Source organism: Streptomyces sp. NPDC001668, assembly GCF_042893155.1.
Classification (GTDB): Bacteria; Actinomycetota; Actinomycetes; order Streptomycetales; family Streptomycetaceae; genus Streptomyces.
The window spans coordinates 46,803-69,973 of the sequence record NZ_JBIAUQ010000013.1 but is presented as its reverse complement, the minus strand read 5'-3'; the positions used below and the strand labels follow the sequence as shown (position 1 = coordinate 69,973).

General features: G+C 69.8%; 22 protein-coding genes. 12 read left to right on the top strand and 10 right to left on the bottom strand.

Features of this window, described 5'->3' with window-relative positions:
* Positions 1-361 precede the first annotated feature (361 nt).
* Positions 362-736 (top strand): hypothetical protein, encoded by a 375-nt coding sequence (locus ACFYZ8_RS32005; RefSeq protein ID WP_359033406.1) that lies wholly within the window; start codon positions 362-364, stop codon positions 734-736.
* On the opposite strand, the gene ACFYZ8_RS32000 is transcribed toward ACFYZ8_RS32005, so the two are convergent.
* The 9 genes from ACFYZ8_RS32000 to ACFYZ8_RS31960 all read right to left on the bottom strand — a co-directional run bounded on the left by ACFYZ8_RS32000 (position 717) and on the right by ACFYZ8_RS31960 (position 12,073).
* The gene (locus ACFYZ8_RS32000; protein ID WP_388538794.1) at positions 717-953 is read right to left on the bottom strand and encodes a hypothetical protein; all 237 of its coding nucleotides are present in this window, start codon (positions 951-953) and stop codon (positions 717-719) included. The two genes, ACFYZ8_RS32005 and ACFYZ8_RS32000, sit on opposite strands and share 20 nt — an antisense overlap.
* An 18-nt stretch (positions 954-971) precedes the next feature.
* Positions 972-1,700: an L-ribulose-5-phosphate 4-epimerase AraD gene (gene araD / locus ACFYZ8_RS31995; RefSeq protein ID WP_359033411.1), complete on the bottom strand. Its 729-nt coding sequence runs from the start codon at positions 1,698-1,700 to the stop codon at positions 972-974.
* A 28-nt stretch (positions 1,701-1,728) separates the two neighbouring features.
* On the bottom strand, positions 1,729-3,249 hold the full coding sequence (araA, locus tag ACFYZ8_RS31990; protein WP_388538793.1) for an L-arabinose isomerase: 1,521 nt from the start codon (positions 3,247-3,249) through the stop codon (positions 1,729-1,731).
* Positions 3,250-3,269: 20 nt separating this feature from the next.
* Positions 3,270-4,925 carry a ribulokinase gene (araB, locus tag ACFYZ8_RS31985; protein ID WP_359039252.1) on the bottom strand — a complete coding sequence of 552 codons (1,656 nt, stop codon included), beginning with the start codon at positions 4,923-4,925 and terminating at the stop codon, positions 3,270-3,272.
* Positions 4,926-5,017: 92 nt separating this feature from the next.
* Positions 5,018-7,063, bottom strand: a complete 2,046-nt coding sequence (locus ACFYZ8_RS31980) for an RICIN domain-containing protein (protein ID WP_388538792.1) — start codon at positions 7,061-7,063, stop codon at positions 5,018-5,020.
* A 104-nt stretch (positions 7,064-7,167) separates the two neighbouring features.
* Positions 7,168-8,673: an alpha-N-arabinofuranosidase gene (locus ACFYZ8_RS31975; protein ID WP_388538790.1), complete on the bottom strand. Its 1,506-nt coding sequence runs from the start codon at positions 8,671-8,673 to the stop codon at positions 7,168-7,170.
* 56 nt (positions 8,674-8,729) lie between these two features.
* Positions 8,730-9,632, bottom strand: a complete 903-nt coding sequence (locus ACFYZ8_RS31970; protein ID WP_388538788.1) for a carbohydrate ABC transporter permease — start codon at positions 9,630-9,632, stop codon at positions 8,730-8,732.
* Positions 9,629-10,624 (bottom strand): sugar ABC transporter permease, encoded by a 996-nt coding sequence (locus ACFYZ8_RS31965; protein ID WP_359039260.1) that lies wholly within the window; start codon positions 10,622-10,624, stop codon positions 9,629-9,631. Before ACFYZ8_RS31965 ends, ACFYZ8_RS31970 begins: the two co-directional genes overlap by 4 nt.
* Positions 10,625-10,717: 93 nt before the next feature.
* Positions 10,718-12,073 carry an ABC transporter substrate-binding protein gene (locus ACFYZ8_RS31960; protein WP_388538787.1) on the bottom strand — a complete coding sequence of 452 codons (1,356 nt, stop codon included), beginning with the start codon at positions 12,071-12,073 and terminating at the stop codon, positions 10,718-10,720.
* Between the two features lie 483 nt (positions 12,074-12,556).
* On the opposite strand from ACFYZ8_RS31960, the gene ACFYZ8_RS31955 reads away from it, so the two are divergent.
* The 7 genes from ACFYZ8_RS31955 to ACFYZ8_RS31925 all read left to right on the top strand — a co-directional run bounded on the left by ACFYZ8_RS31955 (position 12,557) and on the right by ACFYZ8_RS31925 (position 20,098).
* The gene (locus tag ACFYZ8_RS31955; protein WP_359039265.1) at positions 12,557-13,594 is read left to right on the top strand and encodes a LacI family DNA-binding transcriptional regulator; all 1,038 of its coding nucleotides are present in this window, start codon (positions 12,557-12,559) and stop codon (positions 13,592-13,594) included.
* 151 nt (positions 13,595-13,745) lie between these two features.
* Positions 13,746-15,041 (top strand): alpha/beta hydrolase, encoded by a 1,296-nt coding sequence (locus tag ACFYZ8_RS31950; RefSeq protein ID WP_388538785.1) that lies wholly within the window; start codon positions 13,746-13,748, stop codon positions 15,039-15,041.
* A gap of 257 nt (positions 15,042-15,298) precedes the next feature.
* Positions 15,299-15,622, top strand: coding sequence for a hypothetical protein (locus ACFYZ8_RS31945; protein WP_388538783.1), 324 nt, complete (start codon positions 15,299-15,301; stop codon positions 15,620-15,622).
* 3 nt (positions 15,623-15,625) lie between these two features.
* Positions 15,626-16,912: a WXG100 family type VII secretion target gene (locus tag ACFYZ8_RS31940; protein WP_359039271.1), complete on the top strand. Its 1,287-nt coding sequence runs from the start codon at positions 15,626-15,628 to the stop codon at positions 16,910-16,912.
* On the top strand, positions 16,909-17,589 hold the full coding sequence (locus ACFYZ8_RS31935) for a hypothetical protein (RefSeq protein WP_388538781.1): 681 nt from the start codon (positions 16,909-16,911) through the stop codon (positions 17,587-17,589). The genes ACFYZ8_RS31940 and ACFYZ8_RS31935 overlap by 4 nt, the downstream gene beginning before the upstream one ends.
* Positions 17,586-18,209 (top strand): hypothetical protein, encoded by a 624-nt coding sequence (locus ACFYZ8_RS31930; RefSeq protein WP_359039275.1) that lies wholly within the window; start codon positions 17,586-17,588, stop codon positions 18,207-18,209. The genes ACFYZ8_RS31935 and ACFYZ8_RS31930 overlap by 4 nt, the downstream gene beginning before the upstream one ends.
* A 188-nt stretch (positions 18,210-18,397) precedes the next feature.
* On the top strand, positions 18,398-20,098 hold the full coding sequence (locus ACFYZ8_RS31925; protein ID WP_388538779.1) for an NAD-dependent malic enzyme: 1,701 nt from the start codon (positions 18,398-18,400) through the stop codon (positions 20,096-20,098).
* Positions 20,099-20,114: 16 nt separating this feature from the next.
* Here ACFYZ8_RS31925 and ACFYZ8_RS31920 read toward each other — a convergent pair whose 3' ends face one another.
* A complete protein-coding gene (locus ACFYZ8_RS31920) occupies positions 20,115-20,810 on the bottom strand; it encodes an SDR family NAD(P)-dependent oxidoreductase (RefSeq protein WP_359039279.1) in 696 nt (231 codons plus the stop codon).
* Positions 20,811-20,914: 104 nt separating this feature from the next.
* Here ACFYZ8_RS31920 and ACFYZ8_RS31915 point away from each other — a divergent pair, with 104 nt between their 5' ends.
* The 4 genes from ACFYZ8_RS31915 (at position 20,915) to ACFYZ8_RS31900 (ending at position 23,118) form a co-directional block, all read left to right on the top strand.
* Positions 20,915-21,760 carry a helix-turn-helix transcriptional regulator gene (locus ACFYZ8_RS31915; protein WP_359039281.1) on the top strand — a complete coding sequence of 282 codons (846 nt, stop codon included), beginning with the start codon at positions 20,915-20,917 and terminating at the stop codon, positions 21,758-21,760.
* A gap of 113 nt (positions 21,761-21,873) precedes the next feature.
* On the top strand, positions 21,874-22,323 hold the full coding sequence (locus tag ACFYZ8_RS31910; RefSeq protein ID WP_388538777.1) for a hypothetical protein: 450 nt from the start codon (positions 21,874-21,876) through the stop codon (positions 22,321-22,323).
* A 64-nt stretch (positions 22,324-22,387) separates the two neighbouring features.
* On the top strand, positions 22,388-22,927 hold the full coding sequence (locus ACFYZ8_RS31905; RefSeq protein WP_388538775.1) for a hypothetical protein: 540 nt from the start codon (positions 22,388-22,390) through the stop codon (positions 22,925-22,927).
* Between the two features lie 59 nt (positions 22,928-22,986).
* Positions 22,987-23,118 carry a hypothetical protein gene (locus tag ACFYZ8_RS31900; RefSeq protein ID WP_388538774.1) on the top strand — a complete coding sequence of 44 codons (132 nt, stop codon included), beginning with the start codon at positions 22,987-22,989 and terminating at the stop codon, positions 23,116-23,118.
* Positions 23,119-23,171 lie beyond the last annotated feature (53 nt).

Here is a 23,171-nt window from a genome sequence, read left to right as displayed (position 1 = left end):
TGTCCGCCGACTCGTCCGGATACGGCGGGGAGCTTCATGCATGCCCCGCGACACGAACGCGGGCCCAAGCTTCACCCGCTCAACACGTGCGGTTCCCCGAGTCGGCGGGCACGCCGGGTGGCCGGGGGCGGTTCCGTCCTGGACCCGCAGGTCGTCTCCCCGCTGCTGGTACGCCGCTATATACGTCGAGGGGCCCCGGTGCCGTGCGGCACCAGGGCCCCGAAGGGATTTGAACTCCGTCTACGACATGAAGCGTAATCACGTCGAGTGAGGATGTCTAGTCTGACAAAAGTAGATTTTGGGTCGGGAAACTGCCGCCCGGACCGCACGGCGGTTCCGGGACTGAATAAGATCTGCTCTCATGTCGAACCCTGACGAGCTGCTCGTCGCCCTCTGCACCGCGGTGGAGTCCGAGCGAAGCAATCAGATGTCGTTGACCGTGGTCGTCGGCGGTGCCGTCATCACCGGCCGGCTGGCTCCCGAGGCCGTGTGGAGGGAGCGGGTGGCGGAGGTCCTCAAGGACTCCGACCGGCTCGGCCCCTTCTCCGACGTCTTCGCCGGCGAACCCCGAGGTGACCGGCCCGACCGTGCCGAGGCGCCCACCCATCTGCACTTCCACCTCGCCCGCATCCTGCAGGGCAGCCTCGGAATCCCGGAGACGGGAGGCATGTACCGAGTCGCCATCAAGGACGTCAGCGCGTGGACCGTGGGCGATCTCAGCTACTTCGACCGGTGAGCAGGAGCCGGGGCGCCACCGGGTGCCCCGGCTCCGCCGCCGCGGTCACTGACGGCGCCTGGCGGACGGCCAGGGCGATGCCCCGGTCGAGTTCGTCGGCGCCGGAGACGTGGACGGCGTCGTCGACCAGACGCCGCAGGAACCCCTGCACGGAGGACGTGTCCAGCAGCCGGTCCACCACCGAGACGACCTGGCGGTCGTCCGCTCCGCGGCTCATGTGGCGCGGGGGCCTCGGTCACCGTTGGGGGAGGGCTGCCTCCGGGTTGCCGTAGTAGGCGTCGGGGCCGTGTTTGCGGGTGTAGTGGCGTTCCAGGAGGTGGGCGGGTGGTGGGGCGGTCGGGGACAGGGACAGGGTGTGCAGGGCGATGTCGGCGACGGCTTCGCAGATGATCGCGTGTTCGAGGGACTTGCGGGCGGTGGTGCCCCAGGTGAAGGGGCCGTGGCCGGCGACGAGGGCGGCGGGGACCTCGGCCGCCTTCTGGTCGTCCTTGTCGAGGGTGTCGACGATGACGACGCCGGTGTTGTACTCGTAGTCGTCGGCGCACTCCGCGGCGGTGAGGTCGCGGGTGACGGGGATGGGTCCGTTGAAGGTGTCGGCGTGGGTGGTGCCCAGGACGGGGATGTCGCGGCGGGCCTGGGCGAAGGCGGTGGCGTGGGTGGAGTGGGTGTGGGTGACGCCGCCGATGGAGGGGAAGGCGCGGTAGAGGCAGCGGTGGGTCTCGGTGTCGGTGGAGGGGCGCAGATCGCCCTCGACCACGGCGCCGTCGGACAGCCGCACCGTCACCAGGTCCTCGATCGACAGCGTCTCGTAGGGCACTCCGGACGGCTTGATCACGAACACGCCCGCCTCGCGGTCCACTCCGCTGACGTTGCCCCAGGTCAGGGTCGCGAGACCGACCTGGGGAATGGCGAGGTTCGCCTCCAGTACCTCCCGGCGCAGGCGCTCCCGGGCTGTGGTGGTCATCGGTGTTCTCCTTCGTGCCGGCGAGAGGTCACAGGGCCTGGGCGAGTCGGTGGTAGGCGGCGTTCCAGCGGATTTCCTTGCCGAACTGCTCGGTGGTGGTGTGCTCGTCGATCGTGAGGAGCTCCACGCCGGTCATGGCGGCGTAGTCGGTGAGGGTCTCCAGGTCGACGGCGGAGCTGAGCACGGTGTGGTGCGGGGCGCCGGCCAGCAGCCAGCTCTCCGCCGACTCCGCGAGGGAGGGGCGCGGCTTCCACACGGCACGGGCCACGGGCAGGCGGCGCAGCGGTTCGCTGGGGGAGACGACGTCGACGGCGTTGGCGGTGAGCCGGAAGCGGTCGCCGAGGTCGGAGAGCCCGACGACCACGGCGGGGCCCTCGGCCGCGTTGAAGACCAGGCGGACCGGGTCCTCGCGGCCGCCGATGGAGAGGGGGTGGATCTCGCAGCTGGGCCGGTCCGCGGCGATCGACGGGCAGACCTCCAGCATGTGGGCGCCGAGGACACGCGGGGTGCCGGGGCCCAGGTGGTAGGTGTAGTCCTCCATGAAGCTGGTGCCGCCGGGGAGTCCGGTGCCCATGACCTTCATCGTGCGCAGCAGCGCGGAGGTCTTCCAGTCGCCCTCGCCGCCGAAGCCGTAGCCGTCGGCCATCAGCCGCTGCACGGCCAGGCCCGGGAGCTGGCGCAGGCCGCCCAGGTCCTCGAAGTTGGTGGTGAACGCGGTGAACCCGCCCTCGGTCAGGAAGGTACGCAGGCCCAGTTCCTGGCGGGCCGCGTAGAGGAGGGAGTCGTGGCGGATGCCGCCGGGGCGCAGGGCCGGCACGACGGAGTAGGACTCGATGTACTCCTCGGCGAGTTCGGCGGCCGCCTTGTCCTCGACCGCGTCGACGACGGCGACCAGGTCGTTGACCCCGTAGGTGTTCACCGAGAACCCGAACCGCAGCTGCGCCTCGACCTTGTCGCCCTCGGTCACCGCGACATCGCGCATGTTGTCGCCGAAGCGGGCCAGGCGCAGGGTGCGCGAGGCGTGCCGGCCCACAGCCGCCCGGGCCCAGGCGGCGACCCGCCGGATCACCCGCGGGTCGGTGGCGTGACCGGCGACGATCTTGCGGTCGACGCCGACCCGGGACTCGATGTGGCCGAACTCGCGGTCCCCGTGCGCGGCCTGGTTGAGGTTCATGAAGTCCATGTCGATGCTGGGCCAGGGCAGCGACAGGTTGTACTGGGTGTGCAGATGCAGCAGCGGCACGTCGAGGGCGCTGAGTCCGGCGATCCACATCTTGGCCGGGGAGAAGGTGTGCATCCACACGATCACGCCCACGCAGGTGTCGGACGCGGACGCCTCCTGGCACATCCGCCGGATCGACTCGGCGTCGGTCAGGACCGGCTTCCACACGATCCGCACCGGGACCTTCCCGGGGCCGCCGAGGATCTCGGCGATGTTCCTGGACTGCTTGGCGACCTGGCTCAGCACGTCGTCGCCGTACAGGCCCTGGCTGCCGGTGAGAAACCAGATCTCCTGGTCCGGGTAGGGGTAGGTGGTGCTGTTCTCCATGAGGGTTCCTTTCGAGGGGGTCAGGCGGAGGCTTCGGTGCGCAGGCGGCGCAGCCGGCGCATGACGTCGTTGGTGCCGCGGCCGAAGTAGTCGTGCAGCACCCGGTACTCCGCGTAGAGGCGCTCGTAGGCGGCCGCCCGCTCGGGGTCCGGCAGGTAGAGGCCGCGGTGGACCTTGCCCATGGCGTGGGCGGCGGCGCGGATGTCGGGGTACGCCCCGGCGGCGACGGCGGCGTGCATCGCGGCGCCGAGCGCCGGGCCCTGGGTGGAGCCGATGACGCCGAGCGGGCGGCCGGTGACGTCGGCGTAGATCTGCATGAGCAGGGCGTTCTTCGTCAGGCCGCCCGCGATGATCAGTTCCCGTACGGGTACGGCGGCGGACTCGAAGGCGTCGATGATGGTGCGGGTGCCGAAGGCGGTGGCCTCGAGGAGTGCCCGGTAGATGTCCTCGGGGCGGGTGGACAGGGTCTGGCCGACGATCAGGCCGCTGAGGTCGTGGTCGACCAGTACCGAGCGGTTGCCGCTGTGCCAGTCCAGGGCCACGAGTCCGTGCTCGCCGACCTTCTGCCGGGCGGCCAGCTCGGTCAGGTACTCGTGCGCGGTCTGCCCGGCCGCCGCGGCCTTCTCGGCGTACTCGGCGGGGAAGCCGGTGCGGACGAACCAGGCGAAGATGTCGCCGACGCCGCTCTGTCCGGCCTCGTAGCCCCACAGGCCCGGCAGGATGCCGCCGTCGACGACCCCGCACATGCCGGGCACGGTGCCGAGCTGGTCGGAGCTCATGACGTGGCAGGTGGAGGTGCCCATGATGGCGACCATCTGGCCGGGCTCGACGGCCGCCGCGGCGGGGGCGGTGACATGCGCGTCGACGTTGCCGACGCAGACCGTGATGCCCTCGGGCAGCCCCGTCCAGGCGGCGGCCTCGGCGGTCAACGTCCCCGCGGGGGAGCCGAGCTGTCCGATCGGCTGGTCCAGCTTGTCGGTGACGAAACCGGCGAACTCCGGGTGCAGAGCGCCCAGATAGGCGGGTGACGGGTAGACGCCCTCCTGGTACTGGCCCTTGTAACCGGCGGTGCAGGCGTTGCGGACGTACGTCCCGCTCAGCCGCCACACGATCCAGTCCGCCGCCTCCACCCACCGCTCGATGCGGCCGTAGACCTCCGGATCCTCCTCCAGGACCTGAAGTGCCTTGGCGAACTCCCACTCGGAGGAGATCTTCCCGCCGTAGCGCGGCAGCCACGGCTCCTTCCGCTCCTCCGCCAGCGCGTTGATCCGGTCGGCCTGGCCCTGCGCCGCGTGGTGGCGCCACAGCTTGACGTAGGCGTGCGGGCGGGAGGCGTACTCGGGCAGATCGCACAGGGGCGTGCCGTCGGCCAGCGTCGGCACCATCGTGCAGGCGGTGAAGTCGGTGCCGATGCCGATGACCTGCTCGGGCGCCACTCCGGCGCGGGCGAGGGCCTCGGGTACGGCGATGCGCAGCACGTCGAGGTAGTCGGAGGGCACCTGGAGGGCCCAGTCCGGGGGCAGCCGGGTGCCGTCCGGCAGCTCGCGGTCCAGGACCGCGTGCGGGTAGACGTGCTCCGCCGACGCGAGCTCCGCGCCGTCGCGGACGCGGACGACGACGGCCCGGCCGGACAGCGTTCCGTAGTCGACGCCTACGACGCAGGGTTCCTCGGGCATGGCGGCCACCTCTCTTGTTCGGTATTTCGGTCACTGTTCGGGATCTTGGGCAGAAGAGCGGGGGCCCGGCCTGAACCGGGCCCCCTGGCAGGTCAGTTGACCCGCACGACCTGCCACAGTTCGTCATCGGCGCCGTTGTCCGCCGACTGGACGATCAGCGCGCCGTTGGCGGTGGAGGCCGAGGCGACGTCCGCCACCAGGCCGCTGCCGGAGTTGACGAGCTTGTAGTAGCCGCCGCCCGCGTCCGTGAGCGTCCACTTCTGGGAACTCGCGGTGGAGGAGGCGTTCTGGACGACGGCCGCGCCGGCCGAGGTCGAGCCGTTGTTGTCGAGGAACAGACCGCTGTTGACGTTCTTCACGGTCCACGCCCCGCCGCTCTGCGACTGGAAGGACCACAGCTGGCAGTTGTTGGCGGTGTTCACCCACTGGCCCGCCTGCTTGCCCGTCGCGGTGGAGGCGCCGGGGATCTCCAGGAGCTTGCCGCTGTTCTTGTTGACCAGCCGGTACTGGCCGGTCGCCAGGTTCGGCAGGGCGGTCTGGGCGAGGTTCCAGCGCTGGCAGGCGCAGCCGGTGTCGGACCACTGCCCGGCGGCGGTGCCGACCGTGGTGGAGGCGCCGGGGATCTCCAGGTACTTGCCGCTGATCCGGTTGGTGGCGGTGAAGCCGCCCGCCTGGTTCGGGGCGATCGCCCACTCGTGGTCCAGGGTGCCGTTGTCGTCCCACTGCAGGACCTTGGCGCCGTTGGCGGTGGACTGGTTCTGCACGCCGAGGACCTTGCCGCTGGCCACGTTGAAGATCTTGAAGTAGCCGGAGGTCTGCTGGACGAACTTCCACTGCTGGTCGGTGGCGTTGTCGGCGTTCTGCTGGGTGGCGTTGACGCCGTTGGTGGTCGAGCCGCCCGCGATGGCCAGCATCAGGTGGCTGTTGGCGTTGGACATCGTGTAGGTGGCGCCGTCCGAGATGCCGCCGCCCAGGTCGATCGTGCCGTAGGTGACCGGGTTGACACCGGTGCTGACGACCACGCCCGCGCTGAAGATTGCCAGGCTGTGGCCGTCGGCGAGGGGCACCATGCCGCGGCTGTAGCCGCGGGGGACGGTGGAGGCGATGCGCGTCCAGGAGCCCGCCGCGCCGTTCTGCGTGTTCAGGAAGAGGTCGGTGGTGCTCTGCGCGCTGACCGCCAGGGTGCCGTTGGGACCACCGGTGGGAAGCCAGGTGATGTACGGCGCGCTGGTGGGCACGTACCCGTCGGTGGACCTCAGGACGGTGCCGGTGACGGAGCCGAACGCCTCGGGGTCGGAGGAGATCTTGTAGTAGACCGCGAAGTTGGCTTCGGATGCGCCCCCGTACTCGTACGTCATCACGTAGTTGCCGTTGGGCAGTTGCGCGACGACCGGCATGCCCGGGCGGTTGGTGTAGGTCGGCATGGCCACGTCGTCCACGACGGAGGACCAGGTGATGCCGTCGGTGGTGGTCTGGTGGACGATCTTCTGGGCGTGGTTGGGGTCACGCTGGTCGGAGTAGTACACGATCAGCTTCGAGCCGGACACCATCAGGAACGGCTCCCACACCGGGGTCTCGCCGTTGGTGACGTCGGCCCTGCCGCCCTGGGCGATGGAGCTGACGTACGACCAGCTGACGCCGTGGTCGGTGCTCGCGTACAGGTCCAGCTCGGTCGAGGAGAGGTCGTTCGGGATGGAGTTGCCGGCGGCGAGGATCGTGCCGGCCGGGAAGTTGCCGATGGCGGTGGGCAGTTCGTACAGGAACGGCTGGTAGCGGTTGCCGAAGCCGTTGTGGGTGTCGCTGATGCTGGAGATCTGGCTCCAGCTGTTGCCGTTGTCGGTGCTGCGGTAGATGGGGAAGACCGGGGTGCCCGAGCTGTACTGCTCGAAGGTGGCGAGCATTGTGCCGTTGGACGATCCGCTGTTCTGCAGGCGGATGGCGCGCGGGTAGAGCGAGCCGGGCGACGGTGCGTTCGACGGCGGGGTGTACATCGTCTGCGAGGCGCGGGAGATCGCGTGCGCCTGGCCTGAGGCGGGGAGGACGAGGGCGAAGGCGGCTGCGAGCAGGGCCAGCAGCAGGGTGATCGCCTGAGCGGTGGGTATGGCGCGGAGTCTTGCGCCTTCCCTGGTGGTGGACATGGGCGGCTCCCAGAGGATGTCCGAAGAGGGGATGGTGCGGGGCCCGCCGCTCCCGGGGAGAAAAAGGGGGAGACCGGGAACGGCGGGTGTCCGAGGGGGAGTGGTCAGCCGGCGCGGCGCAGCCGGACGACGTTCCAGGAGACGGGCGGCAGGCTCGCGGTGAGCCGTCCGTCGGTGACCGAGCCGGTGTCGGCGGTGTACGGGCGGACCCGGTCGGGGTCGTCCTGGGTGTTGACGGCGCGCACGTCGGGGTCGCTGAGGACCGCGTGCTCCACCGGGACGTAACCGGCGAACGCCCTGAGGTCCAGGGCGAGTTCGACGTTGTCGCTCTGGTGCCGGTTGATCGCGAAGACGGTGAGTTCGTCACCGTCGTGGGTGGCCACGGCGTCCACGACGGAGACCTCGCCGAATCGTTTCGTCTCATAGGTCGGCGCGACCGGCTCCACCCGCAGGACCGTGCCGCGGGCGTGCCGGGCGGCCTGGGCGAAGGGGTGGAAGGTGGTCTGCCGCCAGCTCGGGCCGCCGGCCTCGCTGCGGATGGGGGCGATGACGTTGACGAGCTGGGCGAGACAGGCGGCGGTGACCCGGTCGCTGTTGCGCAGCAGGCTGATCAGCAGTCCGCCGACCACCACGGCGTCGGCGACGTTGTACTCGTCCTCGATCACCCGGGGCGCCACGGCCCAGTCGGTGGGCTTGTCCTGCGCCTCGAAACGGGTGTTGTACCAGACGTTCCACTCGTCGAAGGAGAGGTTGATCCGCTTCTTCCGGCCCAGCTTGGCCCGGATGTGGTCGGCGGTGGCGACCACCGACTCGACGAAGTGGTCCATGTCGACCCCGGAGGCCAGGAAGCTGCCGAGGTCGCCGTCGAGCTCCTCGTAGTAGGCGTGGCAGGAGATGTAGTCGACCTGGTCGTAGGCCTCCTCCAGGACGGTGGCCTCCCAGGAGCCGAAGGTCGGCATCGAGGAGCTGGAGCTGCCGCAGGCCACCAGTTCCAGCTTGGGGTCGACCATGCGCATCGCCCGGGCGGTCTCGGCGGCGATACGGCCGTACTCCTGGGCGGTCTTGTGGCCGGTCTGCCAGGGGCCGTCCATCTCGTTGCCCAGGCACCACATGCGGATGCCGAAGGGGTCGGTGGCGCCGTTCTTGATGCGCTGGTCGGACCAGGTCGTCCCGCCCGGGTGGTTGCAGTACTCCAGCAGGTCCAGGGCCTCCGCCACGCCCCGGGTACCGAGGTTGACGGCCATCATCGACTCGACGCCGGCCTTCTCGGCCCAGCGCTGGAACTCGTGCAGCCCGAACGCGTTGGTCTCGGTGCTGTGCCAGGCCAGGTCCAGGCGGGTGGGCCGGTCGGCGACCGGGCCGACGCTGTCCTCCCAGCGGAAACCGGAGACGAAGTTGCCGCCCGGATAGCGCACGGCGGTCACACCCAGCTCGCGCACCAGGTCCAGGACGTCACGGCGCAGGCCGTCCTCGTCGGCGAGCGGATGGCCGGGCTCGTAGATGCCGGTGTAGACGCAGCGGCCCATGTGCTCGACGAACGAGCCGAAGGTACGGGGATTGACGTCGGCGACGCGGAAGGCGGGGTCGACGGTCAGGGAGGCGTGCAGCATGGAGGTCGCTCCGGGAGGTGCGCGAAGGAGAGGGGGGAACGGGCGGGCGCGTCAGGTCACTTGAGGCTTCCGACGGTCAACCCGCCGCGCCAGTACCGCTGGAGGAGGAGGAAGGCGACGATCAGCGGCAGGACCGCCACCAGGGAACCCGCGATGACGAGCGTGAACAGCGTGTTGGCGCCGGACTGCACCAGCGCTCCCTGGTACCAGGACTGCAGGCCCACGGTCAGCGGGAACAGCTTGTCGTTGTTCAGCATCACCAGCGGCAGGAAGAAGTTGTTCCAGGTGCCGACCATGGAGAACAGCAGCACCGTCACCAGCGCGGGCTTCAGCGTCGGCAGCGCCACGTTGAACAGCACCCGCAGCTCACCCGCCCCGTCCACCCGGGCCGCCTCGAGCAGCTCGTCGGGCAGGGACTCCTGCACGTACACCCGGACCAGGTACACCCCGAACGGGTTGAGCAGGGAGGGCAGGATGACCGCCCACATGGTGTTGGTCAGCGCCACCTTGCTCAGCAGCAGGTAGGTGGGGATGGCCAGCGCGGTCGCCGGGACCATGATGGCGCCGAGCAGGCTGGAGAAGAGCAGGTTGCGGCCCGGGAAGCGGTACTTGGCGAAGGCGTACCCGGCGAAGGTGGCCACGGCGGTGGCGCCGACCCCGCTGACGCCCGCGTAGATCGCGGTGTTGCCCATCCAGCGCAGGTACTCGCCGTCGTTGTACGTGAACAGCTGCTGGATGTTGGTGAAGAAGGCGCCCGGCGAGTGGAACCACAGGGCGGCCGTGGAGAACAGCGCGTCGTTGTCCTTGGAGGCGGCGACGACCAGCCACCAGAACGGCAGCAGGAAGTACAGGATCATCGCGACCATCACCGCGTTGACGGTGACGCGCCCTCGGGCGGAGGACGTACGGCGGGGCGCCGGGGCGGCGACGGCGGGGGCGGGGGCTGCGGCGGTGGTCACTTCAGTCCGCTCCTTTTGCGTGTGGCGAACAGGAAGAAGTAGGAGCCGATGAAGACCACCGCTCCGAGCGAGAAGGAGATCGCGGCGGAGTAGTTGAACTCCGAGTACTGGAAGGCGAGGTTGTAGGCGTAGAGGTTCGGCGTGTAGTCCGGGGTGATCACGGAGGACGCCGTCGGCTCCAGGACGCGCGGTTCGGTGAAGAACTGCAGGGTGCCGATGATGGTGAACATCAGCGTGAGCACCATGGCCGAGGAGATCATCGGGATCTTGATGCGCAGCGCCGTCTGGATCTGTCCGGCGCCGTCGAGCTTGGCCGCCTCGTAGACCTCGCGGGGCAGGCCCTGCAGTGCCGCGTACAGGACGATCATGTTGTAGCCGGTCCACTGCCAGGTCACGATGTTGCCGAGCGAGGTCAGCATCAGGCTGTGGCCCAGCAGGTCGATCTTCCCGGTGCCCAGCGCGTGGCTGAGGGAGTTCACCGGCCCGAAGGTGGGGCTGTACAGGAAGCCCCACATCAGGGCGCCGATCACCGCGGGGACGGCGTACGGCATGAACAGCGTCATTCGGAAGACCTTGGCGAGCTTGCTGGAGACCTCGTCGATGATGAGGGCGCCGAGCAGCGCGAGACCGAGCATGACCGGGATCTGCACCAGGCCGAAGACCGCCACGCGGCGCACACCGGCCAGGAAGTGCGGGTCGCTGAAGGTCTGCTGGTAGTTGGCGAACCAGCTGAAGTGGTCACCGCCGACCAGGGTCGAGGTCCTGAGGCTCAGCCAGAAGGCGTACGCCAGCGGGGCCACCAGGAAGGCCGCGAAGAGCAGCCCGAACGGGGTGATCAGCAGCAGACCCATGGCCTGGTGGCGGGTGTGTGCGGACTGCCGTCCGTTCCGGCGGCCCGCGCCCGATCCGGTCACAGGGGAGCGGAGTCCCTTTGTGCGGACGGTACTCGGGGGCGCGGCCGTCGCGGGTCCCTGCTGTCGGAGCAGGCTCATCACATCTCCTTGCGCGTCTTACGGGACCCCCGCCGGCGGGCGGTGCGACGCGCGGGCGCCGGCGGGGGCAGTGGGGGGCGGGATACGGGCCGGTTACTTGCTGACCTTGAATCCCTGCTTGGCCGCGTAGGAGGTGACCTGGTCCTGGACGTTGTCGTTCACGGCGGACCAGGCGTTCTGACCCTGGAGGGCCTTGCCCACCTCACTGGTGTCGGTGTTGTAGGCGAAGTCCTGGAACGGGCTCCAGTCGAAGACCCCGATGCCGTTCGCCGCGGGCACGAAGACCTTGTTGATCTGCTGGCCGCCGAAGAAGTCGTACTTCTTGTCCTTGAAGTACTCGCTGTTGAGGGTCGGGGTGGCCAGCGGGAAGAGGTAGGCCTGGTCGATGCCGATCTTCCAGGCCGCCTGGGAGGTGCCGAACAGCTCCCGGGCGACCTCGGTGGCCTCCTTGGGGTGCTGGGTCTGCGAGGTCACCGAGAAGCTCGAACCGCCCCAGTCGCCCTGGGCGTTGCCGCCCGCCGTCCACTGCGGGAGCGGGGCGACCCGCCACTTGCCGGAGGTCTTCGCGGCGACGCTGGAGAGGTAGCCCGGACCCCAGCCGGCCGCGATGTAGGTGGCGTACTTGCCGGTGCTCAGGCCGTTGTAGAAGTCCGTGGTGGCGTACGACTGGGTGTCGACCAGCTTGTTCTTGACCAGGTCGCCCCAGTACTCGTAGACCTTCTTGGCGTTGTCGTCGTTGAGCTTGACGCCGATGTCCGGGAGCTTGCTCGCCGAGTAGGTGTAGGGGCGGGAGCCGGCCTGCCAGGTCAGGCCCTGGCGCCAGCCGGCGGCCGTCTCGTCGCTGCCGAAGTCGGTCATGTAGGCGCTGGGGTCGGCCTTGTGCAGCTTTTCGGCCTCCTGCTTGTACTCCGCCCAGGTCGTCGGGACCTTGAGGTGGTACTTCTTGAAGAGGTCGGCGCGGTACATCATCGCCATCGGGCCGCCGTCGACCGGGATCGCGTAGACGTGGTCGCCGTCGGAGGCCTGCTTCCAGGCCCAGTCGACGTAGTTGCCCTTGTCGTCGTTGGCGCCGTACTTGCCCATGTCGAGCAGGCCCTTGGTGAGCTGGATGGTGGGCAGCTCCTGGAACTCCAGCATGACGACGTCCGGGGCGCCCTGGCCCGCCTTCAGCGCGGTCTTCAGCTTGGTGTACTCGTCCTGGCCGACGCCCGCCTGCACCCAGTCGACCTGGACGTCCTTGTGGGTCTTGTTGAACTCGGCCACGACCTGCTTGAACTGCGGGTACCAGGCCCACACCTTGATGTGCACCGGGCCGCCGCCGGTGGAGCCGCTGCCGCTGCCGCCGCCCGACCCGCAGGCCGCGAGGAGCACGCCGGCGAGGGCGGCCGAGGTTGCCGCGACCGCGGTCCGACGGAGGGTACGGGTCGTGGGCTTGCTGGTGGAGGACATGAGCGATCTCCTGGGTGTGGTGCCCGAGGGCAGGGCAGGGCTGGGGAAGGCAAAGCGGAGGTACGACGGACACACACGGGTCCGTCGTATACGGGCCGGGGTGTGCGGGCACCGCGGCCCGGTGAGGGGTGACGCCGGCCGGCGCGGGAGGGTGGGCGCAGGTGACGTCGGTGAGGTGAGCGACAGCTCGGTGGTCAGCGCGGGGGCGCTGTCAGACGACCATGAGTAAAGAGTGAAGCCCTGTCAGGGCCGGTGCGGCTCCCGGCCCCTGCGTCGTGGCTCTTCCCACTGCGGCTCCTACGGATGTGGTCCGTGACGCGGTGACGTCACGATCCCTGGGTTCCCGACCCGGCTGGATCAGGCCCCGTTCTGCTACGCTTTGCAGCGCTGCAAAAGTGTTAACCGAGAACTTGCCGCGCTGCAAGGGGTAACTCGAAGGAAACTTTCAGCGCTGAAAACGACATCCGGGACGAAGGTGTGCATATGGCAAATGGCGTCACACTCCGCGACGTCGCGGCGCTCGCCGGCGTCTCCAGCCGGACCGTCTCCAACGTCGTCAACGGCTACGCACCGGTCTCCGAGGCCATGCGGGCCCGGGTGCAGAAGGCCGTCGACGAGCTCGGCTACCAGCCCAACATCCTGGCCCGCAACCTCGCCTCCGGCCGCTCGGGCCAGATCGCGGTCGTGGTGCCCTACCTGGACACGCCCTACTTCGCCGAACTGTCCCAGGGCATCATCCGGGCGGCCCGGGTGCGGGGTTACAACGTCCTGATCGACCAGACCGACGGCGACGCGGAGCACGAGAAGCAGTTCCTCAGCCGCGGCTCCCAGCAACTGCTGTTCGACGGCGTCATCTTCAGCCCGCTGGGCCTGGCCCAGTCCGACCTGGGCGAGCGCGACGCGACGCTCCCGCTGGTCGTGCTCGGGGAGCGGGTGAGCGACGGCGGCTTCGACCACATCGGCATCGACGACGTCACCGCCTCCCGGGAAGCCACCGAGCATCTGCTCGGCCTCGGCAGACGCCGCGTCGCCGCGATCGGCGACCAGCCCTACCGCACCGGTGAGGCCGCCCAACTGCGCACCCAGGGCTACCGGTTGGCCCACGAGCGGGCCGGCATCCCGGTCCGCGAGGAACTGGTCATCTCCACCCCGCGCTTCAACCGCTCCGACGGCGCCAGCGCCATGGCCCACCTGCTCGACCTGGAGGAACCGCCCGACGCGGTCTTCTGCTACAGCGACCTGGTGGCCCTGGGCGCCCTGCACACCCTGGCCGCCCGCGGGCTGCGCGTGCCGGAGGACGTCGCCGTCGTCGGCTACGACGACATCGAGGACGGTCGCTACGCGAACCCGCCCGTCACCACCATCTCCCCGGACAAGAAGATGATCGCCGAGACGGCGGTGGAGCGGCTCCTCAAGCGGATCGGCAGCCCGACCCCTGTCCCCGGCATGGAGATCCGGGCCCCGCACCGGCTCATCCCGCGGGCCAGCACGATGGGCGGCCACGGCACGGCCGGTGGTTGACCCGGACTCCGGTGGCCCCCAGACGGCCGCTTGAGTGGATGCTGGCCGATTCTTTACCCCATTTGCACTAATTGGGGAACGCGACGGGGTCGATTGCCCTCCTCCTGTGTGAAAGAAGCCGCACAGGCAGGGAAATCGGGGATCGACCGGTATGGGGCTGACCAGCGAGACGACCGTGTATGTGATGGCGGGGCTCGCCGCCGTGTGTGTGGCGCTGCTGGTCTGGTGGTGGCCACGGTTCGCCCGGCAGGGAGTGCTGCAGGTGCTCGGGCGCCTGGTGGCCCTCGGGACGACCCAGGTGGTGATCATCGCGGCGTTCGCGTGCTGGCTGAACTCGTCGTACCAGTTCTTCGGTTCGTGGGGCGAGCTCTTCGGCCGCGTCGAGACGGCCCCCGTCGGGGTGACCCAGGCGGCGGACGGCGGCACCGGCACGGTGAGCGGCGTCGCCGTGAAGGGCACCCTGGTGCAGCCGGCCTCCGACGAGCAGCTGAGCCGGGTCAGCGGACTGCCCACCGGCCCCGCCGCGGTCAACGGCAGGGTGGAGTCCGTGAAGGTCATCGGCCGCCGCACGGGCGTGGTCGACCCGGCCTTCGTCTACCTGCCGCCGCAGTACTTCCAGAAGGCGTACCAGCGGCAGCGTTTTCCCGTCATCGTCGCGCTCAGCGGCTACCCGGGCAGCATCTTCAACCTCGCGCAGTACCTGCGGGTCTCCCAGACCGCCGGTGAACTGCAGAAGAGCGGTCAGATGCAGCCGACCATCATGGTGATGATCCGGCCGACGATCGCCCCGCCCCGCGACACGGAGTGCGTGGACGTCCCGGGCGGCCCGCAGACGGAGACCTTCCTCGCCAAGGACCTCCCCGAAGCCCTGAAGTCCGCCTACCGGGTGGGCCACGACGCCAGTGCCTGGGGGGTCATGGGCTACTCCTCCGGCGGCAGCTGCGCCCTCCAGCTGACGATGCGCGATCCGCGCGTGTACACGACGGCCGCGGCCCTCTCGCCCGACTACAGGGTCAAGGACGACCCGACGACCGGCAATCTCTTCGGCCACGGCCCGGACCGCGCCGACCGGATCAACGGCCACGACCTGATGTGGCGCCTCAAGCACCTGCCCGCGCCCCAGGTCTCCGTCCTGGTGGCCGAGAGCAAGCACGGCGAACGCGGCTATCCGCAGACCCAGGCCTTCATCAGGGCCGTCAAGGCACCCATGCGGGTCGCGTCGATCCTCCCCGAGCACGGCAGCCACAACTTCCCGACCTGGGTGCAGGAGATGCCCCCCGCCCTGAAGTGGATGAACCAGCAGCTGACCTTCCCCCAGGACGTCGTCCCCCGCCACCACAAGAAGGGGACGGTGGTCGCCGACCCGCCGAAGCCGCCGAAGCCGGGGAAGGCGCCTCTGGAGGCGGACGGCCCGGAGCCGACGGCTACGGCGGGGGTGCGGAGGTGAGGGGGCGGGGGTGACGGGGTTGGGGGTGAGGGGTGGGGGGCCTCGGTTCACGGAGGACTCCCTGGGCCCCGCCCAGCCCCCCACCTCTCACCACCACCACCGCCGCACGTCAATTCACGAAGCTCCCACAGGCTCGGCGTGATCCCCTCTTTGCGCGTCCTTTAATGTAGTCGTGCGCCGACCGCGCGGGGGAACACGTGTTCTGCACTTCGCGCGGCCTGCGTTGTTCGCTCGCAGTCGAAGACGGGGGTCGCCGCATGGCGGATGAATTCAAGGTCGACCTGGGCCAACTGAGCTCTTTTGGCCGGGTGTTGAAACAGTCGGTCACCGATCTGGAGGAAGCGCGCCAAGCGCTCTCCGCGGTCGGCGCCGACCAGATCGGAACTCCGCGGCTGGACGAGGCGTGTGAGACCTTCCAGAACAGATGGAAGTACGGGACCGGCCAGCTGAAAGACATGATCAAAGCGGTCGACGAGGGCGTGGAGAAGACCGCGCTGAGCTACAAGCAGTTCGAGGAGAACCTCTCCAAGGCCCTCAAGAAGATGGAAGAGACCAACGCCGCGAACACCGGGGGGAATTGACCGGTGGCCGACAACCCCTACCCGAGCCTCGGCTGGAACCCGGTACCCGGAATTCCCGAGCAGGTCAGCTCCCTCTACCGCAAGGTGAAGGCCGCGGCCGACACGCTCGACAACTGCCACCGTCAGATCGAGTACCTGCTCGGAGCGAGCTCCAGCTGGCAGGGAGACGCGGCGAGCGCGTTCCGGGACACCCTGGACGGCGACCTCAAGACCGCCATGAAGAACGCCGGGAACTCGCTCGGCAAAGCCGCTGCGGCACTGGGCACCTGGGAAGGCGACCTGACCTCCCACCGCGACCTGGCCAAGAAGTACGACGATGCCGCGCGCGAGAACAAGGCCGACGCCGACAAGGCCCGTACCCGCTACGAGCAGGCCAAGCAGAACCCCGACCTCAAGCTCGCCGGCAAGGAGTACCCCAGCCAGGCGGAGGCGGACGCCGCCACGGAACGCCTGCGTACCGCCGAGCGCGAACTGAACGAGGCCACCACCCACCTCAACAACGCCAACGCCGCCTACAACGACGTCATCACCAAGGCGAAGGAGCTGGAGGGCACCCACACCGACGCGGCCGAGGCGGTCGCCCGCACCCTCGACGAGGCCGACGACAATCTGGCCCCCAAGGAGCCGGGCTGGTTCAGCAAGACCCTCGATGCGATCGGCGAGGGCCTCAAGGCGGTCGGCGAGTTCCTCGTGGAGCATGCCGGGACCATCGGGGCCATCGCCGGGCTGCTGGCCCTGCTTCCCACCCCGCTGGCCCCGGTGTTCGCGGGTATCGCGGTCGCGGCGGCCGCGGTGTCCATGGCGAAGAACCTCGCCAGCGAGGATTTCAGGGATTCGCTGATGGGCGAGTACGGCTTCAAGGAAGGCGCGTTCGCCTGGGCCTCCATGGCCGGTGACACCCTCGGCATGGTGCCCGGCGTCGGCGCCCTCGCCCGGGCCGGCAGCGAGGCGGGTCTGGCTGCGGCCGTCGCCCGAGAGGGCGGCGAGGCCCTGTCGCTGGGCTCGAAGCTGGGCGCGTTCGGCAGGGAGATCGTGCCCGCCTTCAACTTCAAGGCGCTCGACGTGGCCACCGACCCCGCCACTGGAGCGCTCCAGTACGGCATCAACGGCGTCAACGTGGCGGCGAACATGGCGTCGTCCCTGGAGAACCTGGGCGTGTTCCCGAAGAACGGCCCTGGGCACGACGCGTCCGAGGTCACGAAGGGCGCGGCAGCGTCGACCGGTCTGAAGGCCGGCGTGAGCGAGATCGCGAAGGACATCGGCGAACTGATGGGCGGCATCCGACTGTGAGTGGATTCCTCGACACGGTGGAGGCCGAGCCGAAGCCGGAATTCTGGTACGGGCTGCCCTACGGATACCTCCAGCTGGACCTCCGGCCCACACCGGAGGGCATCCAGGAGGTGGCCCGGCTGCTCGCCTCGCTGCCCGACGAGGTCCGGGACCGTGCGGACCAGGTGTTCCGGCTCTACTCCGTCGTCCTGACGCTGCTGCGGAGCCAGGCCGTGATGGGGTGTGCGCTCGGCATGCACCCCGGCGAGCGCGGCGAGCCCACGCTGTCCGTCCTCACGGTCTCCACCGTCCCGACCTCGGGAGCGCACCCCGAAGCCGTGCTGCTCCAGATGCTGGGGTCCGGCCCGGACAACGGCATCGTGCCCGTGGAACTGCCCGTAGGGACCGGATACGTACTGGAGACGCAGCGGACCACGCTCGCGCCGACCGCTCCCCCCGACGGCCAGGACGAGCCCGTGCAGGAGACCGTCTGGCAGGGCACCGTCGCGATCCCGGTCCCCCGCACCTCGTCGATCATCACCGTGCAGTTGGTCACCCCCGCGGTGGAGCTCGCCGACGACTACCGTGGCGTGCTGCTCGGCGTCGCGCGTACGGTGACGTTCGACGACCCGGCGGCGCCGGAACCCGACCCGGTGGACGATGTGCCCAGCCCGTACGGAAGGAGCCCGTTCGGATGACGGTGCCGGAACGATGGAAAGACGGTCTGGAGTCGGACACCCCGCCCGCGCCGTACCCGACCGACGGATCGGACTACCGGGGCGCGGTGCGATACCACTACCGGGTCGCCTTTCAGAACTTCATCAAGTTCTTCCCGGTGTTCGTGCTGCTGTGGATCCAGATCTTCTTCACCCGGAGCGACTGGCTGCTGCCGGTGGCCATTGTCGGCATGCTCGGCATGGTGTGGACGCTCTTCCTTCTCGCCGGCCGCGTGAGTTCGACCCGGAGGTGCGCGAAAGTGTTCCGCACCTACCCGCTCGAGTTCCGCACCCCCGTCGAGAAGATCGGCATGGAGTCGACCCACACGCTCTACCTCCGCCTCGGAGATCAGAAGGGCACCCCCTTCACCTTGCGGGCGAAGGACGCCGTGGGCCGTGGCCGCTGGCCCGTCGGCATCACCGACGGCGTCTGGTTCGCCGGCGACGAACCCTTCGGCGGCGCGATGATCGTGCCGGGCGGCGGTGAACTCCTCTTCCTCCAGCCCAGGGACTGGAGGGCAAGGGAGGAGGACCGGGCCGACGCCGGACCGGAGCGCGTCGAGAAGGCGAAGCGGGCAGGCATCCACCGCGCCCGCCGCTAGCGGCCGGCCGGCCGGGACGGACGCACCCCCGACGAGCCCACGGGGGTGCGCCTCGGACCTGAGGGACCGGTTACGTCAAAGGAGCGGCAAAAAGGGAGCGCGACCACGCCCCTGTCCCGGCGAGCGGGTTACCCGGGTGCGTGGGACGAACCAGCCCCGACGGCAAGCGCTCGACGTGAGGAGACCCGATGGCCCCGCCCCGGAACCGCGCACGAGACGGACACAAGGGAGAGGGAGAGGGCACAGGCCGCACCGGCCGTAAGGGACCGAGCGGCCGCGCCCTGCTCGCGGACCCGCTGAGCAACAAGGGCGTCGCCTTCACCGAGGAGGAACGGGAACGCCACGGCCTGGTCGGGATGCTGCCGCCCGCCGTGCTCTCGCTGGAGCTCCAGGCGCGCCGCGCCTGGGAGCAGCTGCGGGCGCAGCCGGACGACCTGGCGAAGAACGTGTACCTGGAGCAGCTCCACGACCGCAACGAGGTCCTCTACTTCCGGCTGCTCTGCGACCACCTCACCGAGCTGCTGCCGATCGTGTACGACCCGACGGTGGGCGAGGCGGTCAAGCACTACAGCCACGAATACCGGCGGCCGCGCGGTGTCTACCTGTCCATCGACCGCCCCCAGGACATCCGCCCGGCGTTCCAGGCGCTGGGCCTGGGCCCCGACGACGTCGACCTGCTGGTGGCCACCGACGCGGAACAGCTCCTCGGCATCGGCGACTGGGGCGTCGGCGGCATGCAGATCTCGGTCGGCAAGCTGGCGGTCTACACCGCTGCCGCGGGCATCCACCCGGGGCGGGCCGTCCCGGTGATGCTCGACGTCGGCACCGGAAACCAGGCGCTGCTCAACGACCCGCTCTACGTCGGCAACCGGCACAGCAGGGTGCGCGGCGAGGCGTACGACTCCTTCGTCGCCGCCTTCGTGGAGGCGGTCGGCGAGCTGTTCCCGCACGCGTTGCTGCACTGGGAGGACTTCGGCCCCGGCAACGGCCGCCGCATCCTCCAGCAGTACGGCGAGAAGATCCGCACCTTCAACGACGACATGCAGGGCACCGGCGCGATCACACTGGCCTGCGTCCTGAACGCGGCACAGGTCACCGGCACCCCCCTGCGGGACCAGCGGATCGTGGTCTTCGGCGCCGGGACGGCGGGCGTGGGCATCGCCGACCAGTTGCGCGACGCCATGGTCCGCGACGGACTGGACCGTGAGGAGGCCACCCGCCGCATCTGGTGCGTGGACCGGCAGGGCCTGCTGCGGCAGTCCACCGAGGGACTGCGCGACTACCAGCGGCCGTACGCGCGCCCCGACGACGAGTGGCCCGACGACAGCCCGGCCGACCTGCCGGGCGTGGTGGACCGGGTGCACCCGACGGTCCTGGTCGGCACCTCCACCCAGCACGGGGCCTTCACCGAGGACGTGGTGCGCTCCATGGCCCGCCACGTGGACCGGCCGGTCGTCCTGCCGCTGTCCAACCCCACGGAGAAGATCGAGGCCATGCCGGAGGACGTGCTCCGGTGGACCGCAGGCAAGGCCCTGGTCGCCGCCGGCATCCCGGTATCTCCGGTGGAGCTGGACGGCACCACGTACGTCATCGGCCAGGCCAACAACGCCCTCCTGTACCCCGGACTCGGGCTGGGCGCGGTGGTCTCCCGCGCCGAGCGCGTCACCGACGGCATGCTCCAGGCGGCCGCGGAAGCCGTCGCCGGCCTCGCCGACCTGTCGGAGCCCGGCGCCCCCCTGCTCCCCGCGGTGGAGAACCTCCGCACATCCTCGGCCGTCGTCGCCGCGGCCGTGGCCCGCCGAGCCGCCGAGGACGACGTTGCCCGAACCCGCCTCGACGACGTGATCCAGCAGGTTCAGGACGCCATGTGGCAGCCCGAGTACGGCTGATGGGCGAAGGGACTGATCACCAGGGCATCTCACCGTGACGGCTGCGGAAGGTTCCGGTCGGTCCGTCCGCGCCGATGGTGGCGAGGGCGACGATCGCGTCGGTGCCCTCGGTCACGGTCTGTGGGCCGCTGTGCGCGTTGAAGTCGGTCGCGGTGTAGCCCGGGTCGGCCGCGTTGATCTTCACGTCCGGCAGGGACTTCGCGTACTGCGTGGTCAGCATGGTCACGGCGGCCTTCGACGCCGTGTAGAGCGGCGCGAGGTTCCGCCCCTCGGCGCGCCCGGTGTCATGGGTCAGCGTGAACGAGCCCATGCCGCTGGACACGTTGACGATGACCGGGTGCTCGGACTTGCGCAGCAGAGGCAGGAACGCGTGCGTCACCCGTACGATCCCCACGACATTGACCTCGAAGACCTCGCCGGCGTCAGCGGCCGTGATCTGGTCGGCGGGGCGGTGTGTCCCGAGGACACCCGCGTTGTTGATCAGGACATCGACGCCGCCCTCGTGCGCCGCGACATCGGCGGCGGCAGCGGCCACCGACGCGTCGTCCGTCACGTCGATCCGCACGAACCGGGCCCCGAGCGCGTCGGCGGCCGCCCGGCCGCGCTCCGGATCACGCGCACCGATGAGGACGGTGTGGCCGGCCTCGATCAAGCGGCGGGCGGTCTCGTAGCCGAGGGACTTGTTGGCTCCGGTGATGAAGGTTGTCGTCATGCGCCCACTCTCGACCCGTGGCGAGAGGGACAGCCAGTGCTCTGCGTGACGGTAGGACCGCCAGTACCAGGCAACGACGACGGTCCGGCGGACACAATGACCGGGTGGACGAGACCCTGGGCACGGCACTGCACCGCTGGCGCGACCGGCTTTCCCCCGCCGACGTCGGACTGACCTCACGGCCCGGACGGCGTGCGGTGGGGCTGCGACGCGAGGAACTGGCCGAACTCGCCGGGCTGTCGGTCGACTACGTGGTCCGCCTGGAACAGGGGCGCGCCACCAGTCCATCGGCGCAGGTCGTCGCGAGCCTGACCAGGGCCCTCCAGCTGCAACCCATGGAGCGCGACCACGCCTACCGGCTGGCCGGCCTCCTCCCGCCCCAGGAGGGAACGGTCTCCACGCACGTCCCCGCCGGGGTCCAGCGGATGCTGGCCCGCCTCGGGGAATTCCCGGTGGGCGTGTTCAGCGCCGACTGGACCCTGTTGTCCTGGACCCCCGCATGGTCCGTACTGATGGGCGACCCCGGCGCACGGACACAGGACGAGCGCAATCTGGCCCGGGCGGTCTTCGCCCCGGGGGCCGGCCGGCTCGCGTCCTGGCCCGTCCTCCCGGACGACAACGCCTTACAGCCCGCCCTCGTCGCCGACCTGCGCACCGCTCTCGTCAACTACCCCCGCGACCGCGGCCTGACCGACCTCGTCGAGGAACTGCGGTCCACCAGCGCGGAGTTCGCCCGGCTGTGGGACGAGGGAACCGTCGGCCCGCACGTCTCGGCCCGCAAGACCGTCGTACACCCCCAGGTGGGCGAGGTGGTCTGCGACTGCGACGTGCTCACCGTCCCGGGCAGCGACATCCGACTTGTCGTCTACACGGTCGCCGCGGGCTCCGCCGACGCGGAAAAACTGGAGTTCCTGCGCGTCACGGGCGGCGGCCTGTTGTCCCCGCCGTAACCACGGCCCACAACATGGCCGAAACCGGGGTCCCGTACCGCTGTTCCCTCGGGTAACACTGGTCACCGGAACTGCTTGAGAGTTGTACGACCCTTCGATGATGGGAAAACGGCATGCTCTTCACGTCCCCCCACGGCCGCACCCGCCACACGGTCCGCTCGGCCTCCCTGGCCGCCCTGCTCGCCCTCACGGGTGCCACCGCCGTCGTCGCAGCCCCCACGGCGTCGGCAGCGTCGGCAGCCCCCACGGCCTCCCTCACCGCCGACGTACCGCTGGCCGCCAGAGGGGCCGGCAACTCCGTCGTGTACTTCGGCAGTCTCCGCATCGACGACGGCACCTCCGTCACCTGCCTGAGCGGGTGGGGCGGGCGCACCTCCGGCGGCAACGGCCGGATCATATTCGCCACCGACTACAAGATCACCCCGGGCACCACCTACGGCATCTCCGCCTGGGAGACCGGCAACTGCGACGCGCCCGGCTGGACACAGTCCCTCGGCGGCGTGACCGTCAAGCCCACGGCGGCCGACGTGTCCAGCGGGGTGTACACGGTCCGGATCCCGTAGAAGGCTCGAACGAGCGATGCGGTCCTGATCGGAATCGAGACCGGGATCGGGGCAAGTTGGCGCGATGATGCAGGCCTTACCTGTTCAGGTGGCTGGCCCTGTCGTAGGCGCGGGTGGCGGTCCGGAGCGTGGCCAGCCGGCCCGGCCCGGTGCGGCGGATAGGCTGGCCCGGCGGGACGTAAAGGCGCACGCAACACTCGGGATCGGATATGTTGCCGCCCCGGTATTCGGTCGGGTCAGCGTCGTCTTCGACGCGATCGGATTGCGCACCTGGCGCCTGGGTGAGCGGCCCGAGCGTGCCAACACCGTCGTCAATGCGGTCGGCGCCGACCTGGGTCAGTTCGTCGAACTGCTGGCCTCGACGCTGTTCCCCGGACCCGTCTACTCCGGATACGGGTGGATGATCGCGCAGCGCAGATACCGGCCGGCCGGGTCCACCACAGCACTTGGACGCAAGGATCCCCACCTCGCCCTCGATGCAGCGGACGGTCAAGCGGTCTCCCTGCCGTTCGGTGAACTGCTCACGGGCGTGTTCGACCAGGCGATCGCCGACGGCCGCGGTGCGGATGACTGGGCTGCGATTGCCGAGCAGCAGCAGCGGTGAACACCGCTGCTCGTACGGTCGTTGGTGGGCCGCACTCGGCGCCGGGCAGGGTGTTCCGTGTGCTGTCGGTGCCGCTGATGGTGGCCGCCGGACGGCTCCTCGCAGCCCAGTCCGAGGTCAACGGACACCGCGCCGCCCAGCTCGATACGGGGCCCCGCACCGGCATCAACTCCGGACACCACAGCACTTGACCGCACGAGGCAAGCCGGCGCCTCCGGATGTGGCTTGTCCACATCGTGGAGCA